The sequence below is a fragment of the Deinococcus deserti VCD115 genome, assembly GCF_000020685.1.
Taxonomy (GTDB): domain Bacteria; phylum Deinococcota; class Deinococci; order Deinococcales; family Deinococcaceae; genus Deinococcus; species Deinococcus deserti.
Window position 1 is genome coordinate 1,371,771 of record NC_012526.1, and the last position, 13,131, is coordinate 1,384,901.

Annotated in this window: 12 protein-coding genes; 1 reads left to right on the forward strand and 11 read right to left on the reverse strand. The window is 61.0% G+C overall.

Going from position 1 to position 13,131, the window contains the following annotated elements; genetic code table 11:
• Window positions 1-9: 9 nt before the first annotated feature.
• The 4 genes from DEIDE_RS06540 to typA form a co-directional block, all read right to left on the reverse strand.
• On the reverse strand, window positions 10-540 hold the full coding sequence (locus tag DEIDE_RS06540) for a GNAT family N-acetyltransferase (protein ID WP_012693160.1): 531 nt from the start codon (window positions 538-540) through the stop codon (window positions 10-12).
• A gap of 53 nt (window positions 541-593) precedes the next feature.
• A complete protein-coding gene (locus tag DEIDE_RS06545) occupies window positions 594-1,547 on the reverse strand; it encodes a hypothetical protein (protein ID WP_012693161.1) in 954 nt (317 codons plus the stop codon).
• Between the two features lie 162 nt (window positions 1,548-1,709).
• A complete protein-coding gene (locus DEIDE_RS19495) occupies window positions 1,710-1,913 on the reverse strand; it encodes a GNAT family N-acetyltransferase (RefSeq protein ID WP_083764237.1) in 204 nt (67 codons plus the stop codon).
• Between the two features lie 289 nt (window positions 1,914-2,202).
• A complete protein-coding gene (gene typA / locus DEIDE_RS06550) occupies window positions 2,203-3,984 on the reverse strand; it encodes a translational GTPase TypA (RefSeq protein WP_012693162.1) in 1,782 nt (593 codons plus the stop codon).
• Between the two features lie 344 nt (window positions 3,985-4,328).
• Between typA and DEIDE_RS06555 the strand changes: the two genes are divergently transcribed.
• Complete coding sequence (locus DEIDE_RS06555; protein ID WP_012693163.1) at window positions 4,329-5,975, forward strand: methylmalonyl-CoA mutase family protein; 1,647 nt, start codon at window positions 4,329-4,331, stop codon at window positions 5,973-5,975.
• A 54-nt stretch (window positions 5,976-6,029) separates the two neighbouring features.
• On the opposite strand, the gene DEIDE_RS06560 is transcribed toward DEIDE_RS06555, so the two are convergent.
• The 7 genes from DEIDE_RS06560 to gap form a co-directional block, all read right to left on the reverse strand.
• Complete coding sequence (locus DEIDE_RS06560) at window positions 6,030-6,824, reverse strand: Cof-type HAD-IIB family hydrolase (protein ID WP_012693164.1); 795 nt, start codon at window positions 6,822-6,824, stop codon at window positions 6,030-6,032.
• A gap of 52 nt (window positions 6,825-6,876) precedes the next feature.
• Window positions 6,877-7,770 (reverse strand): PhzF family phenazine biosynthesis isomerase, encoded by an 894-nt coding sequence (locus tag DEIDE_RS06565; protein ID WP_012693165.1) that lies wholly within the window; start codon window positions 7,768-7,770, stop codon window positions 6,877-6,879.
• Window positions 7,771-7,944: 174 nt separating this feature from the next.
• Window positions 7,945-9,282, reverse strand: coding sequence for an asparagine--tRNA ligase (gene asnS / locus DEIDE_RS06570; protein WP_012693166.1), 1,338 nt, complete (start codon window positions 9,280-9,282; stop codon window positions 7,945-7,947).
• 457 nt (window positions 9,283-9,739) lie between these two features.
• Entirely contained in the window at window positions 9,740-10,474 is a 735-nt protein-coding gene (gene tpiA, locus DEIDE_RS06575) for a triose-phosphate isomerase (RefSeq protein ID WP_012693167.1), read from the reverse strand.
• Window positions 10,475-10,789: an NIPSNAP family protein gene (locus DEIDE_RS06580; RefSeq protein ID WP_012693168.1), complete on the reverse strand. Its 315-nt coding sequence runs from the start codon at window positions 10,787-10,789 to the stop codon at window positions 10,475-10,477.
• Window positions 10,789-11,958, reverse strand: a complete 1,170-nt coding sequence (locus DEIDE_RS06585) for a phosphoglycerate kinase (RefSeq protein WP_012693169.1) — start codon at window positions 11,956-11,958, stop codon at window positions 10,789-10,791. The genes DEIDE_RS06580 and DEIDE_RS06585 overlap by 1 nt, the downstream gene beginning before the upstream one ends.
• 154 nt (window positions 11,959-12,112) lie before the next feature.
• Entirely contained in the window at window positions 12,113-13,108 is a 996-nt protein-coding gene (gene gap / locus DEIDE_RS06590) for a type I glyceraldehyde-3-phosphate dehydrogenase (RefSeq protein ID WP_012693170.1), read from the reverse strand.
• Window positions 13,109-13,131: the final 23 nt, after the last annotated feature.

Here is a 13,131-nt window from a genome sequence, read left to right on the forward strand (position 1 = left end):
GTTATGTCATTAGCGTAATGAAGTTGTCGGGGCCTCGGTCTGGAGCATCAGCTGCATGTACACGGTGTCCAGCCAGCGATCGAATTTTCGCCCGACCTGCGAAAGCCGGCCGACGACCACAAACCCGAAATTCTCGTGGAAACGGATACTCGCGGCATTTTCTGCGTCAATGACACCCAGCATGACGTGCAGGCTCCGTTCCCTAGCGTCTGCAAGCAAGGCGGCCATCAGCGCCCGTCCTATGCCACCGCCGCGCCCACCGGCGTGCACGTATACGCTGTGCTCCACAGTCCCTGCGTACCCAGCTTTGTCGCGGTAGGGCCCGTAGGTCGCCCAGGCCACCACCCTACCTTCCTGCTCAGCCACCAGCACCGGCCAGCCTGCCTGCTGCTTGTGGTCAAACCAGGTCAGCCGGGACTCCAGACTGACGGGCGCCAGATCATAGGAGGCCGTGGTATTCACAACCGCTTCGTTGTAGATCTCCAGAATGGCGGGGACGTCAGCCCGGTCAGCGCGGCGCACAGTCACATCGGCGGTCATTCAGGTAGTAAAGCAGCTTCATGAGCCTCCTGAATACCCGTTGTCCGGCAGGACTATACCTTCAGGTCTTCGCTGCGTGTACCGAAGCGCTCTTCAAGAAATCGCTGATGCGTCAAGAGGTCCTGACTGCTGACTTTCAGGGCCCCGCCCAGTAGCTCCTGCACAGCGCCCAGCAGCAGGTCCAGCTGTTCTCTGAGCAGTTCACCACCGGTTTTTCCATCCTGAAGGGGTGTCACTTCCGCCTGGACACTGGGGAGCTTCAGATAGGCCTGGACAGCAGTGGGTGCGTAATCCTCACGGATAGCCTGCGCCAGGTAGGCCCCCTCACTACTGGTCTGTCCTCCAGCTTGCAGATGCGTGAGGACTTCCTTAGTCCGGAGGTCCAGCGCCACGAGCTGTGCCCGGATATCCGCAGGAAGACCTTCGTTCCGGTACAGGGCCTCCAAGGCACTGGCCGGTCCGCCGAGAGGAGCAGCTTTTGCAGTTGAATGTGATGGTTCGGCTTTGCGCTTGCTGGTATTTGCCGTTGTTGCCCGGACCGTTGAGACTTCCCCTTCAGGTGATAACCAGTTCCGTTCACCAGGCCACATCTGCCCCCCTGTGTGCTCTGGCAGGGCTCCTGCGGCTCCTGAGGGCTGACGATGGTGCCGGCGCGATCCCGATGACCCCTGGCTCAACAGCCAGAACGCCGCCATAACAGCCAGTGGGTACATGATCCACTGGGCGCCCAGCGCACTGAATACCAGCGCGGCCAACAGTCCGGTAAACAGGGCAGCCCTGCGTTTGTGCCACTTGCCAAAAGCCTGGGAGCCAAAGAAACCCAGGAGCATGCCAGCTGCCGGATGCACCACCCAGTCTGCGCCCAGAAGGGCTGCCAGAACCACCAGGCCGGACGCACGGACTACAGTTCTGGCACTGGTACCCTGCGACCTGAACATCACCGAAGAAAAGTAAATTACGGCGAAGATGGCCAGAGGCAAGGCCAGCCAGTTCAGAACATCGGGCATCAGAGTGTTCCTCCGAGAGTCGCGCCGTTCATATGGTCAGGGTACGTGGCAAACCACCTTGCAGTTCCCCCGAATGTGGAAATAACGGATTTGACGTGAAAGGGCAGGAACCTCTGACTGGCGGAAGCGGGCAGGAGGAAGCTACCCCCTGCTGTGCAGGGGTCAAAGCGAGGGCAGTAATGCACAGCATCGGAGTGTAATCCGCTCTCGATTGCCGTCTGTCACTGGCAGGACTTTGTAAACGTTCAGGGTTCGGGACAAATCCATGACATAGGTCATCACTGCAGTGCCAATCCCCTGCCCACGAGCGTCATCGTGCGTGACTACGTTTTCGATCAGTCCGTACGGTCGCGCCCCTTGCGTCAGGTTGCGTCATCACGCCGCGCAGATCATCGGGGCGACCGAGGCACAGACACAACGAGGAAATGGCGGAGTTACAAGGGCGATCCTGCAGACTGCTCTGGCCTGGTGACAGGAAATCGAGCCCGGGATTCGTAATGAATCTCGGTAACGCTGAATGACTCTCACATCCTGGCCGTATTACGCTCAGGTCGCTGATTGCAAGCTTGCCTGGCACCCTTCAGACCACTGAATGAGACAGGAGGCCGGGTATGACCCGGCCTCCTGTGACTGCTTCGTTCTGTTACAGCTTCGTTTACTTGCGGAAGCTGGGGTTGAGCACTTTTTTGCGCAGGCGGATGCTCTGCGGCGTCAGTTCCACCAGCTCGTCGTCGGCAATGTACTCCAGCGCGTCTTCCAGGCTCATGCGCTTGGGCGGGATCAGGGTCAGGGCTTCGTCGGCACCGCTGGAACGAACGTTGGTCAGCTTCTTGTTCTTGCAGACGTTGACGTTCATGTCCTGCTCGCGGGCGTTTTCACCCACGATCATGCCCACGTACACTTCCTGACCAGCGTCGATGAAGAAGCTGCCGCGGTCCTGCAGTTTCCAGATGCTGTAGGCAAAGGCTACGCCATCTTCCATGCTGACCAGCGAGCCGTTCTGGCGGGTCTTGAGTTCCCCGGCCCACGGTGCGTACCCGTCAAAGATGTGGCTCATGATGCCTTCACCCTGGGTCATGCTCAGGAACTGGGTGCGGAAGCCGAACAGCGCGCGCGACGGAATCTTGAATTCCACTCGGGTACGCGAACCCTGGGGTTCCATGTTCACCATCTGTCCCTTGCGGGCACCCAGCACACCAATCACGGTGCTGGAGTGGTGATCCGGCACGTCGATGACCAGATGCTCGATCGGCTCGTGCTTCTCGCCGTCGATCTCGCGGATGATCACCTGGGGCGCGCCGACCTGCACTTCATAACCCTCGCGGCGCATGGTTTCCAGCAGGATCGAGAGGTGAAGTTCCCCGCGCCCGCTGACTTTGAATTCGTCAGGGCGGATCTCTTCGACCTTCAGCGACACGTTGGTCATCACTTCGCGCTTGAGGCGGTCGTTGATGTGGCGCGAGGTGACGTACTTGCCTTCCTTACCGGCAAACGGTGAGGTGTTGGGCTGGAAGATCATGGAGACGGTCGGCTCGTCCACAGTGATGATGGGCAAGGCTTCAGGATCCGCCAGGTCAGCTACGGTCTCGCCGATCTGCGCGTCCTCGATGCCTGCCAGAGCCACGATATCCCCGGCTCCGACCTGATCGACCTCGATACGGCGCAGGCCCATGTGGGTGAAGGGCTGCACGACGCGGGACTTGGTCATGGTCCCGTCCTTGTGCATCAGCTGCACAAACTCGCCCTTCTTGACGGTGCCGCGCTGAACCCGGCCCAGCACGATGCGGCCCAGGTACTCGGAGTAGTCCAGGTTGGTCACCAGCATCTGGAAAGGAGCTTCCAGGTCTACGCTGGGAGCGGGAATCTGCTCGAGCACCATCTCGAACAGCTCGTGCATGTCTTCCTGCGGGTTGTTCAGGTCCTTGAACGCCTTGCCTTCACGTGCAATGGCATACAGGATCGGAAAGTCGAGCTGGTCGTCGTTGGCGCCCAGTTCAGCCATCAGGTCGAAGGTCAGGTTGACCACTTCTTCAGGGCGTGCGTCCTGGCGGTCGATCTTGTTGATGACCACGATGGGCTTGAGACCCAGCTCAATGGCCTTGCGCAGCACGAATCGGGTCTGGGGCATGGGGCCTTCGGCCGCGTCTACCAGCACCAGCGCGCCGTCCACCATGCCCAGCACGCGCTCGACTTCACCGCCGAAGTCGGCGTGTCCTGGCGTATCCACGATGTTAATCTTCACGCCGTTGTATTCGACGGCCGTGTTCTTGGCGAGAATGGTGATGCCACGTTCCTTTTCCAGGTCGTTGCTGTCCATGGCCCGCTCTGCGATTTCCTCGCCGTGGCCGAGCTTGAGGGTCTGCTTGAGCAGCCCGTCCACCAGTGTGGTCTTGCCGTGGTCAACGTGCGCAATAATGGCGATGTTCCGGTATTCCATAAATCTTCTCGCTCCTCGTGCCGAGCCTTGAGCAGCCAGCCGTGCGCTGGAATGTCTTCAGCTCTCTTCTCAGGCATAAAAAAGCCCGCCACACGATCGCGGGGCGGGACACCCAAACGTAGATTTTAGCAGATCGGAAGGGGGACACCGCGGATGTTGCCCTGGACGGGCCAGTGTGCCCAGGTGCAACCGCAGTTTTCGCCTGCATTTGTATGGTCGTCCGGGAGCCACTATCACGTGAGGCACGCAAGACTCTGCTACCCTGGAGGCAACCTAACGGGCGTTAGTTTTTCGCGGCTTTGCATCAAGATGCCGGCCCTGCCTGTCTCCCCTGGAGGTGCCTCATGAAGACCAAGAACGAGTGGTTGCAAAGTGTCTACGAACCTGCGGCTCAGAAATTTCCGGAGCGCAAGTACAACTTCAAGAACCTCTCGGATATGGAGCCCGAGCCGATCTATACGGCCGACGACCTGGATGGCTGGGACGCGGAACGCGACCTTGGGTATCCCGGAGAGTTCCCGTACACCCGGGGCGTCCAGCCCAGCGTGTACCGCGGCAAGCTCTGGACCATGCGCATGTTCGCGGGCTTCGGCAGCGCCGAGCAGACCAACGAACGCTTTCACTCGCTGCTCAAGGCCGGTCAGACTGGCCTGTCCACCGCCTTCGACCTGCCCACCCTGATGGGGTATGACTCCGACCATCCCTTCAGCCGAGGAGAAGTCGGGAAGTGCGGTGTGGCTGTCAGTTCTCTGGCTGACATGGAGATCCTGTTTCAGGGCATCGACCCTGAACTGGTCACGACCTCCATGACCATCAACTCGCCGGCCAACGCCATCTGGGCCATGTACATCGCCAACGCCCAGAAGCAGGGCAAAGACCTGAGCAAGGTCGGCGGCACCATTCAGAACGACATCCTGAAGGAATTCATTGCCCAGAAGGAGTTCATCTACCCACCCGCACCCAGCGTGAAGCTGGTCATCGATACCTTCGAGTGGGGCCCCAAGGTCGTGCCGCGCTGGAACTTCATCTCGGTCAGCGGGTACCACATCCGCGAGGCCGGTGCGACCGGCGTGCAGGAACTGGCGTTTACACTGGCCGACGGCTTTCATTATGTAGAAAAGGCGCTGGAACGTGGCCTGAACATCGACGAGTTCGCCCCGCGCATCTCGTTTTTCTGGGACATCCACAACGACTTTTTTGAGGAGATCGCCAAGCTGCGTGCAGCCCGCCGGATCTGGGCGCGTCAGATGCGCGACCGCTACGGGGCCAAGAACCCCAAGAGCTGGATGCTGCGCACGCACTCGCAGACTGCTGGTGTCTCCCTGCCAGCCCAGCAGCCACTGAACAACATCGCGCGTGTGGCCATTCAGGCGCTCGCGGCGGTGCTGGGCGGTACTCAGAGCCTGCACACGGACGCCTTCGACGAAGCGCTGGCCCTGCCCACCGAGGAAAGCGCCGCGATTGCTCTGCGCACCCAGCAGATCATCGCCTATGAAACCGGCGTGGCCGGTGTGGTCGATCCACTGGCCGGAAGCTACTATGTCGAGAAGCTCACCAACGATATCGAAGCTGCTGCCATGGGTTACATCGAGCAGATCCGCATGATGGGCGGCGTGGAAGCCGGTATCGACAACGGTTTTTTCCAGCTGGAAATGGCAGAAGCTGCCTACCGCTACCAGCGCGAGGTCGAGACCAAGGACCGGTTGATCGTGGGCGTCAACGAGTTCGTGCAGGACGCGGTGGAAGTCCCGCTGCAGATCATCGATCCGCAGGTCGAGGAATTGCAGGCCCGGCGCCTGGCCCAGGTTCGCCGCGAACGCGACCCGCAGCGGGCAACCGCCGCGATCGAAGCCCTGCGGGACACGGCCGTGACCGGCGCCAACTCCATGCCCGCCTTCCTGGAATGCGCCCATGCCTACGTCACGCTGGGCGAGCAGATGGACGTGCTCAAGACCGTGTACGGCGAATACACCGAACCCGTTCTGGTGTAAGGAGCCAAAAGAAGCAGCCCCGCTTGAGTTATGGCGGGGCTGCTTCTTTGTTTCCTACAGCGTTAGTGCCAGCTCCACTGCTTCGCGGAGGCCGCCTTCATCCACATGACCCACGGTATGCCGCGCGGCGTCCCGGGCCGGCGCGTCGGCATTCCCCATGGCCACGGGATGTCCAACAACTTTCATGGCCGAGACATCGTTCTCGCCGTCACCGACCATCATGGCGCGGTCCAGGGAAATTCCGTACTGCGCGGCGATCCGCCGTATGGCACTGCCTTTACTGATGCCGGCGCGCGTGACGCTGATGAACATTACGTCCGGCATGCCTGGGCTCCCGGCAGGATGCAGATCCAGGCCTTCATGAGGGCCAGCGACCACGAGTTCTTCCTGTTCACGCGGCACCACCCATTGGGTGCGCACCGGAGTGCCACGAAGCTCCTCTGGAGCCTGAGGCTCGTAAGGTACGCCCAGCAGAGCAGCGTGGCGGCGCGCCAGTTCGCCGGGGTGGGTCACGGCCACCTCAACGTCGGAATAGACTTCCAGCAGGCGCCCAGTGGCCCGCGCGCGTTCCAGGAGCCCAGGCAGCGCTTCAGGGGGGAAGGTCTCTGACATGCTTTCGCCGCTTGATGCGTGAACCACGCTGGCACCGTTCTGGAACACGTGCCAGCCGTCAGGGTCGAGCCTCCGGGCGTAGTCCAGCGCATGACCAAGGGCAGGGCGGCCACTGCACAGCACGATCCTCACACCCCGCGAGCGGGCGCCTTCCAATGCCTTCCAGACATCGTCCCTGACCTCATTGCGGGTGCCCACCAGGGTCCCGTCTACATCCACACCGATCAGACCAAGCATCCGGGCAGTGTAGGGTCTGGCGGGCAGGTGTTGCCCTGATGTTCCAGACGGGCTAGCTGCTCAGGGGCCGCGACCAGGTCCCTTCCCGGTCGAGAACCGCCTCACCGCCGACATGAACTGCCCGCACGTCGTGACCCTGAATCTCGATCTCGACTTCCACTTCGCCTGGTGTCCCCATGGCGTGTCCCTGATTAATCAGCCCGCACGCGCGTTCGCCCCTGACGGGCAGCCGACCCTGCGATGCGAGCAGGCCCAGCAGAGCGCCAGCAGCGCTGCCCGTCACCGGGTCTTCGGGAATGCCGACGCGAGGCGCAAAGTCTCTCGTGGCAAACCGGTTGACACCCACTGGGGCATACGCATACAGGCTGACGACATCCAACGCTTCGGTGAGGCTGTGGATACGCGAGAAGTCTGGTTCCAAGCCGTCCAGAATCAACCGGTCCAGTAGAGGGACCACGACGCTCCACCCGCCTGTGCTTGCGGCAGCCAGCGGCAATCCCCGGTGGATCATGCGTGAGTCGATTCCCAGGACCTCTGCCAGCTCTCCGCGCAGGCTTGGTGGCACAGAACGGGTCTGCAGTGCGGGCTGCCGCATCCAGACCTTGCTGGGCACACCCGCCTGACATTCCAGACGCAGCGGTACTCGGCCGGCCAGGGTTTCCAGATGCAGGGATTGCCCTGTCCAGTGCCCGTTCTGCGCCAGAACAAGACCCAGAGCAACGGTCGCGTGACCGCAGAATTCAATTTCCTGCGTAGGCGTGAAATACCGGACCCGAACGGCACCCGGCGTAAGTCGCGTCGCGAACACTGTTTCGGGCGTGCCGACGAATGCGGCAAGCTGCTGCATTTCCTGTTCGCTCAGGTCAGAAGCATCCAGCACCACCCCAGCCCGGTTGCCCATTCCCGGGGTATTGGTAAAAGCGCAGACCTCGCTGTAGGCGATCATAGGCACAGCTTAGCTCAGCAATGCAAGAGAAAGAGAACACTAAAATCACGATCTTGAGATATCGTGAAGAAATTCACATAGAGTAAGGGACATGGATCATTTTATTATCTTCCCTGAGTCCGACGCAAAAGAAGGGCTGTGACAAGTGTTCACAGCCCCTATCCGTTTGTCAGCTCACGGCCGCATTCGCGTGAGCATACGCGGGAAAGGAATAGCCTCCCGGATGTGGTCGATGCCGCTGATCCAAGCAATCACCCGTTCAAGTCCCATCCCGAATCCAGCATGAGGCACGCTGCCCACCCGGCGCAGGTCCAGGTACCAGTCAAAGGCTTCCAGCGGCAGCCCTTCATGCTCGATACGGGATTTGAGGAGGTCGTAGTCGTGGATGCGCTCGGAGCCGCCGATGATTTCTCCATAGCCCTCCGGAGCGATCATGTCGTCGCACAGAGCGACCCTGGAATCTTCCGGATCAGGCTGCATATAGAAGGCCTTGATGGCAGCCGGATACTTCTCGATCATGACAGGACGGTCGAAATGGTGCCCAAGGATGGTCTCATGCGGCGCCCCAAGGTCGTCCCCCCACTCGACTGGCTGCACGTCTTCCTGAACGTTAGGGGGCAGATCCTTGTTTTCGATGTGCTGCCTGACAATCTCGAGGGCTTCCGTGTAGGTCACCCTCGGGTAGTTGCCTTCAGCTGCCCCCTTGAGTTTGCTGAGGTCACGCCCCAGCATTTCAAGTTCCACCGTGCATTCGTCCAGCGCCCGGCGGACCAGGAAGCTGACGAACCGCTCCTGTAGGTCCATGTTCTGCTTGTGGTTGCTGGGCGCAACTTCGGGTTCGACCATCCAGAATTCCAGCAGGTGCCGGCGCGTCTTGCTTTTTTCAGCCCGGAAGGTCGGTCCGAACGTGTAGACCTTGCCGAAGGCGAACGCGCCAGCTTCCGCGTGGAGCTGTCCGGTCTGTGAAAGGTACGCCTTGTCCTCACCGAACAGGTCAATCTCAAACAGTTCCGTGGTGCCTTCGGCGGCGTTAGGAGTAAAGAACGGGGCGTCAAAACGTACGAAACCTTCGCTATGAAAAAAATCTACGATGGCGCGCTGGACGCAGTCCCGGATACGCATGATGGCCCAGGGCCGTCGGTGACGGAGCCACAGGTGCCTCTGGTCCATGAGGAACTCGATGCCGTGTTCTTTTGGAGTGATCGGGTATTCGGCGTGGTTCTCGCTGATGGGGGAGAGCCTGCGCACGCTCAGTTCCACTCCGCCAGGTGCGCGCTCGTCGGCACGTACCTCGCCGGTCAGGGTCAGCGCCTGCTCCTGGGTCAGGCGTTTCGCTGACTCGAAGACCTCTTCCTCTACGTCATTTTTGAATACTGTGGCTTGCACGAACCCGCTGCCATCGCGCAGCTTGAGAAACTGAATTTTGCCCTTTCCACTCTTGTCGGTCAGCCAGGCTTGGAGCGTGACTGTCTCACCCACGTGCTGCTTCAGGTCGCGAATATTGCTGATCATCGGCGGTTAGTATAGGCGGGCTGAAAAGAGGGCAGACGAGCTGCAGTATTTTCTTTGCCCTGGCCTGCGCAAGGCTCTCTCGTATAGGCTACAGTGACAGGTTCCATGGAAAATCGACGGTGGTTGCATGCTGAGTAGCATTGATGCCTGTAACGGTGCGAGCATCGGCGCCTGTAACGAATTTTTTCGGTCGCCGCTAGACCGGTAAATATGTTCGTCCTGACGAGAGGAAAGTGGGGTCTGATTTTGAGCCTCTGAGCCCTTCAGCCTTATGACTTGCTGTTGAGGGTGCGTAGGCACGTTAGACCTAGGCCGCACACACACGCTCACACATAAGCACACATCATTCGACAGACCGATTAAGCGAACCAAAATTTCACGATCTGGCATCATCGTGAAAATATTCACTAAAGCGAAACCTCCCGCAACAGTTGATATGCGGGAAGAGGGAAGTGCGTTACTTCAAAGCGTCGTTCATGCCGACAACGTCAGCAACCTTGAGGCTGGCGCCGCCGACCAGAGCGCCGTTCACATTCGGCTTGGCGCAGATTGAAGCGATGTTGTCCGGCTTGACGCTACCGCCGTACAGAATGCGCAGGGTGCCCGCAGCCTCACCGTACTGTTCGGTCAGAGCGCCGCGGATAGCTTCAGCGAGCTCCTCAGCGTCTTCCGCTGTGGCGGTCTTGCCGGTCCCGATCGCCCAGACGGGCTCGTAGGCAATCACCACATCCGTTCCGACTCCTTCGAGGCTGCCACGCAGCTGGGCGAGCGTGTACTGGACGTGCTCACCACGTTCACGCACCTCCAGCCCTTCGCCCACGCAGACGATAGGAGTCAATCCGTGAGCCTGTGCCTGACGTGCCTTGGCGGCCACCACGGCGTCGGTTTCACCGTGGTACTCACGGCGCTCGCTGTGGCCCACGATGGCGTACTTGGCCCCTACGTCCCTGAGCATGGCGGCGCTGATCTCGCCGGTATACGCTCCTGATTCATGCTGGCTGACATCCTGCCCGCCATAAGCCACGCCAGCCGGCAGCCCGGCGGCAAGTGCTGGAAGCATGATGGCCGGGGCCATGACGGCCAGTTCGGCTTCACCCGGTGACAGTGCGGAGGACAGCTCGGCCGCCCAGGCCTGAGCCTCGGAGGGGGTCTTGTTCATTTTCCAGTTCAAGGCCAATAGATTGTTCGGCATTTATAGCTCCTGCCCGTCGAACACGGGCCTCAGAAAGGTTCGGTCATAGCGTGTCACGAAGTCTGGAAGCTGCTTGAAGAGCTTCTGACACACAGGGTCGAGTGCCGACTGCTCGCGGTAGGCTTCGTACGCGGACAGACTCGGGAAGGTGAACAGCGCGTAAGCCACGTCCGACGCGCCTTCCGACGGGAGAAAGTAACCGTGATGCTCCCCTCCGAAGCGGCCCACCAGGGTGATCCACTTGCGGCCGTACGTTTCGAAGTCAGCCAGATGTTCGGCGCGAACTTCGTACCGCAGCAGGCAGGTCACCGCCATTAACGCATCGCTTCGACGCCGGGCAGCGCTTTGCCTTCGAGCAGCTCCAGGCTGGCGCCGCCGCCGGTGCTGATGTGGTCAATCTGGTCGGCCTTGCCACTCTTGTTGATGGCGCTGACCGAATCCCCACCGCCCACGACCGTGTAGGCCTGATTTTTCAGGCTGCCCACGGCGGCAGCGACAGCATTGGTGCCTGCTGCGAACGCCGGAAACTCGAACACGCCCATCGGCCCGTTCCAGAACACGGTCTTTGCGCCGCGCAGCGCTTCGGTGTAGGCCTGCTGGGTGTCCGGACCAATATCCAGGCCCATCCAGCCTTCCGGAATCTGGTCTGCAGGCACAACCCGGGTATCTGCATCTGCAGCGAACCGGTCGGCAGCCACCGCATCAGTCGGGAGCATCAGCTTGTCCCCGAACTGTTCCAGCAGACCGCGGGCGTAGTCGACCTGATCGTCCTCGACCAGGCTGTTGCCGATCACGCCGCCACGCGCCTTGATAAAGGTGAACATCATGCCTCCGCCGATCAGCATGCGGTCTACCTTGGGCAGCAGATTCTCGATGACCTTGATCTTGTCGCTGACCTTTGCGCCGCCGATGATGACCACGTACGGTGACTCCGGAGCCTCGATCAGGCGGCCCAGGGCCTCGACTTCAGTCTGAAGCAGCGTGCCTGCCGCATGAGGAAGCTGGGCGGCCACGCCGCTGACCGAGGAGTGTGCGCGGTGGGCACTGCCGAACGCATCCAGGACAAACGCGTCACCCAGGCGCGCGAGTTTCTGGTTGAGCTCGGGATTGTTCTTCTCCTCACCGGCCTCGAAGCGCACGTTTTCCAGCAGGGCCACCTCTCCGGGCTGCAGTTCCTGCACGGCCTGAAGAGTCTCGTCACTGCCCGGCAGGCTGGCAATGAACTTCACGGGCCGGCCCAGCACCTTTTCCAGCACAGGCGCCACCGGCCTCAGGCTGTACTTGTCTTCCGGGCCGCCTTTGGGCCGGCCGAAGTGGCTCATCAGCACCACCGACGCGCCGGCGCCCAGCAGGGCATTCACGGTGGGCAGGCTGGCGGTCACGCGGGTATCGTCCTGCACCACGCCGTCTTTGACCGGCACGTTGTAATCCACACGAACCAGCACGCGCTTGCCTTTCACGTCCAACGAACTGAGATTCTGCATCTAAACCTCCTGGGAAGATTGAAAAAGGGGAGGCAGAAAGCACGGTTGCCGGCTTTCTGCCTCCCCTTCACGCCGGGGCGGCCTGGCGTGAAGCTGGAACCTCCGCGTGACGCTTGCGGGTACAGCTCCGCGTGTCGCTCCCGGCGCAGCCTGTTTAGGTGCCTTTTTGCTGAACGAGCTGCACGAGGTCGGCAATGCGGTTGCTGTAGCCCCACTCGTTGTCGTACCAGCTGAAGAACTTCACCAGGTTGCCCATGGCCATGGTGAGCCCGCCGTCGATGATGGCGCTGTGGGGGTCGCCCACGATGTCGCTCAGCACGATGGGATCTTCGGTGTAGGCGATGATGCCCTTGTGGCTGCCTTCGGCGGCCTTACGGAACACATCGTTGACCTCGGCGACCGTCACTTCACGGCCCAGGATCACCACAACGTCGCTGATGCTGCCGGTGGGCGTGGGAACGCGCAGGCTGGTGCCGTCGAACTTGCCCTTCAGGGCCGGGTACACCTGGGAGACGGCTTTCGCCGCTCCGGTGCTGGTGGGGATGATGTTCACTGCGGCAGCGCGCGCACGGCGCAGGTCGCTGTGCGGGAGGTCCAGCACGCGCTGGTCGTTGGTGTAGCTGTGGACGGTGGTCATGATGGCCTTCTCGATGCCGAAAGCCTCGTCCAGCAGCTTCATCGGCGCACCCAGGCTGTTGGTGGTGCAGCTGGCGTTGCTGATGATGTTGTGGTTTTTGGGGTCGTAGTCTTGCTCGTTGACGCCCAGCACCACGCTGAAGTCCTCGTTCTTGGCGGGAGCCGTGATCAGGACCTTCTTGGCGCCGCCGGCGAGGTGCTTGCTCGCCCCCTCGCGGTCGGTGAAGATACCGGTCGACTCGATCACGATGTCGGCGCCCAGTTCGCCCCACTTGATGTTGGCGGGGTCGCGCTCGGCCAGCGCCTGGATCTTCTTGCCGTTGACGGTCAGGCTGGCTTCGTCGAACTCGACGGTGCCGTTAAAGCGTCCGGCGGTGCTGTCATATTTCAGGAGTGTGGCGAGGGTACGGTTGTCGGTCAGGTCGTTGATGGCCACGACCTCCACACCTCGCTCTTCAAGAATGCGGAACACCAGACGACCAATGCGGCCAAAGCCGTTAATGCCTACCTTCATGCTGTGCCTCCAGTCTTGAGGGC

Coding starts and splice junctions, on each gene's coding strand:
- DEIDE_RS06540 (WP_012693160.1), bottom strand. CDS start 540: ATGACCGCCGATGTGACTGTGCGCCGCGCTGACCGGGCTGACGTCCCC.
- DEIDE_RS06545 (WP_012693161.1), bottom strand. CDS start 1,547: ATGCCCGATGTTCTGAACTGGCTGGCCTTGCCTCTGGCCATCTTCGCC.
- typA (WP_012693162.1), bottom strand. CDS start 3,984: ATGGAATACCGGAACATCGCCATTATTGCGCACGTTGACCACGGCAAG.
- DEIDE_RS06555 (WP_012693163.1), top strand. CDS start 4,329: ATGAAGACCAAGAACGAGTGGTTGCAAAGTGTCTACGAACCTGCGGCT.
- DEIDE_RS06560 (WP_012693164.1), bottom strand. CDS start 6,824: ATGCTTGGTCTGATCGGTGTGGATGTAGACGGGACCCTGGTGGGCACC.
- DEIDE_RS06565 (WP_012693165.1), bottom strand. CDS start 7,770: ATGATCGCCTACAGCGAGGTCTGCGCTTTTACCAATACCCCGGGAATG.
- asnS (WP_012693166.1), bottom strand. CDS start 9,282: ATGATCAGCAATATTCGCGACCTGAAGCAGCACGTGGGTGAGACAGTC.
- tpiA (WP_012693167.1), bottom strand. CDS start 10,474: ATGCCGAACAATCTATTGGCCTTGAACTGGAAAATGAACAAGACCCCC.
- DEIDE_RS06580 (WP_012693168.1), bottom strand. CDS start 10,789: ATGGCGGTGACCTGCCTGCTGCGGTACGAAGTTCGCGCCGAACATCTG.
- DEIDE_RS06585 (WP_012693169.1), bottom strand. CDS start 11,958: ATGCAGAATCTCAGTTCGTTGGACGTGAAAGGCAAGCGCGTGCTGGTT.
- gap (WP_012693170.1), bottom strand. CDS start 13,108: ATGAAGGTAGGCATTAACGGCTTTGGCCGCATTGGTCGTCTGGTGTTC.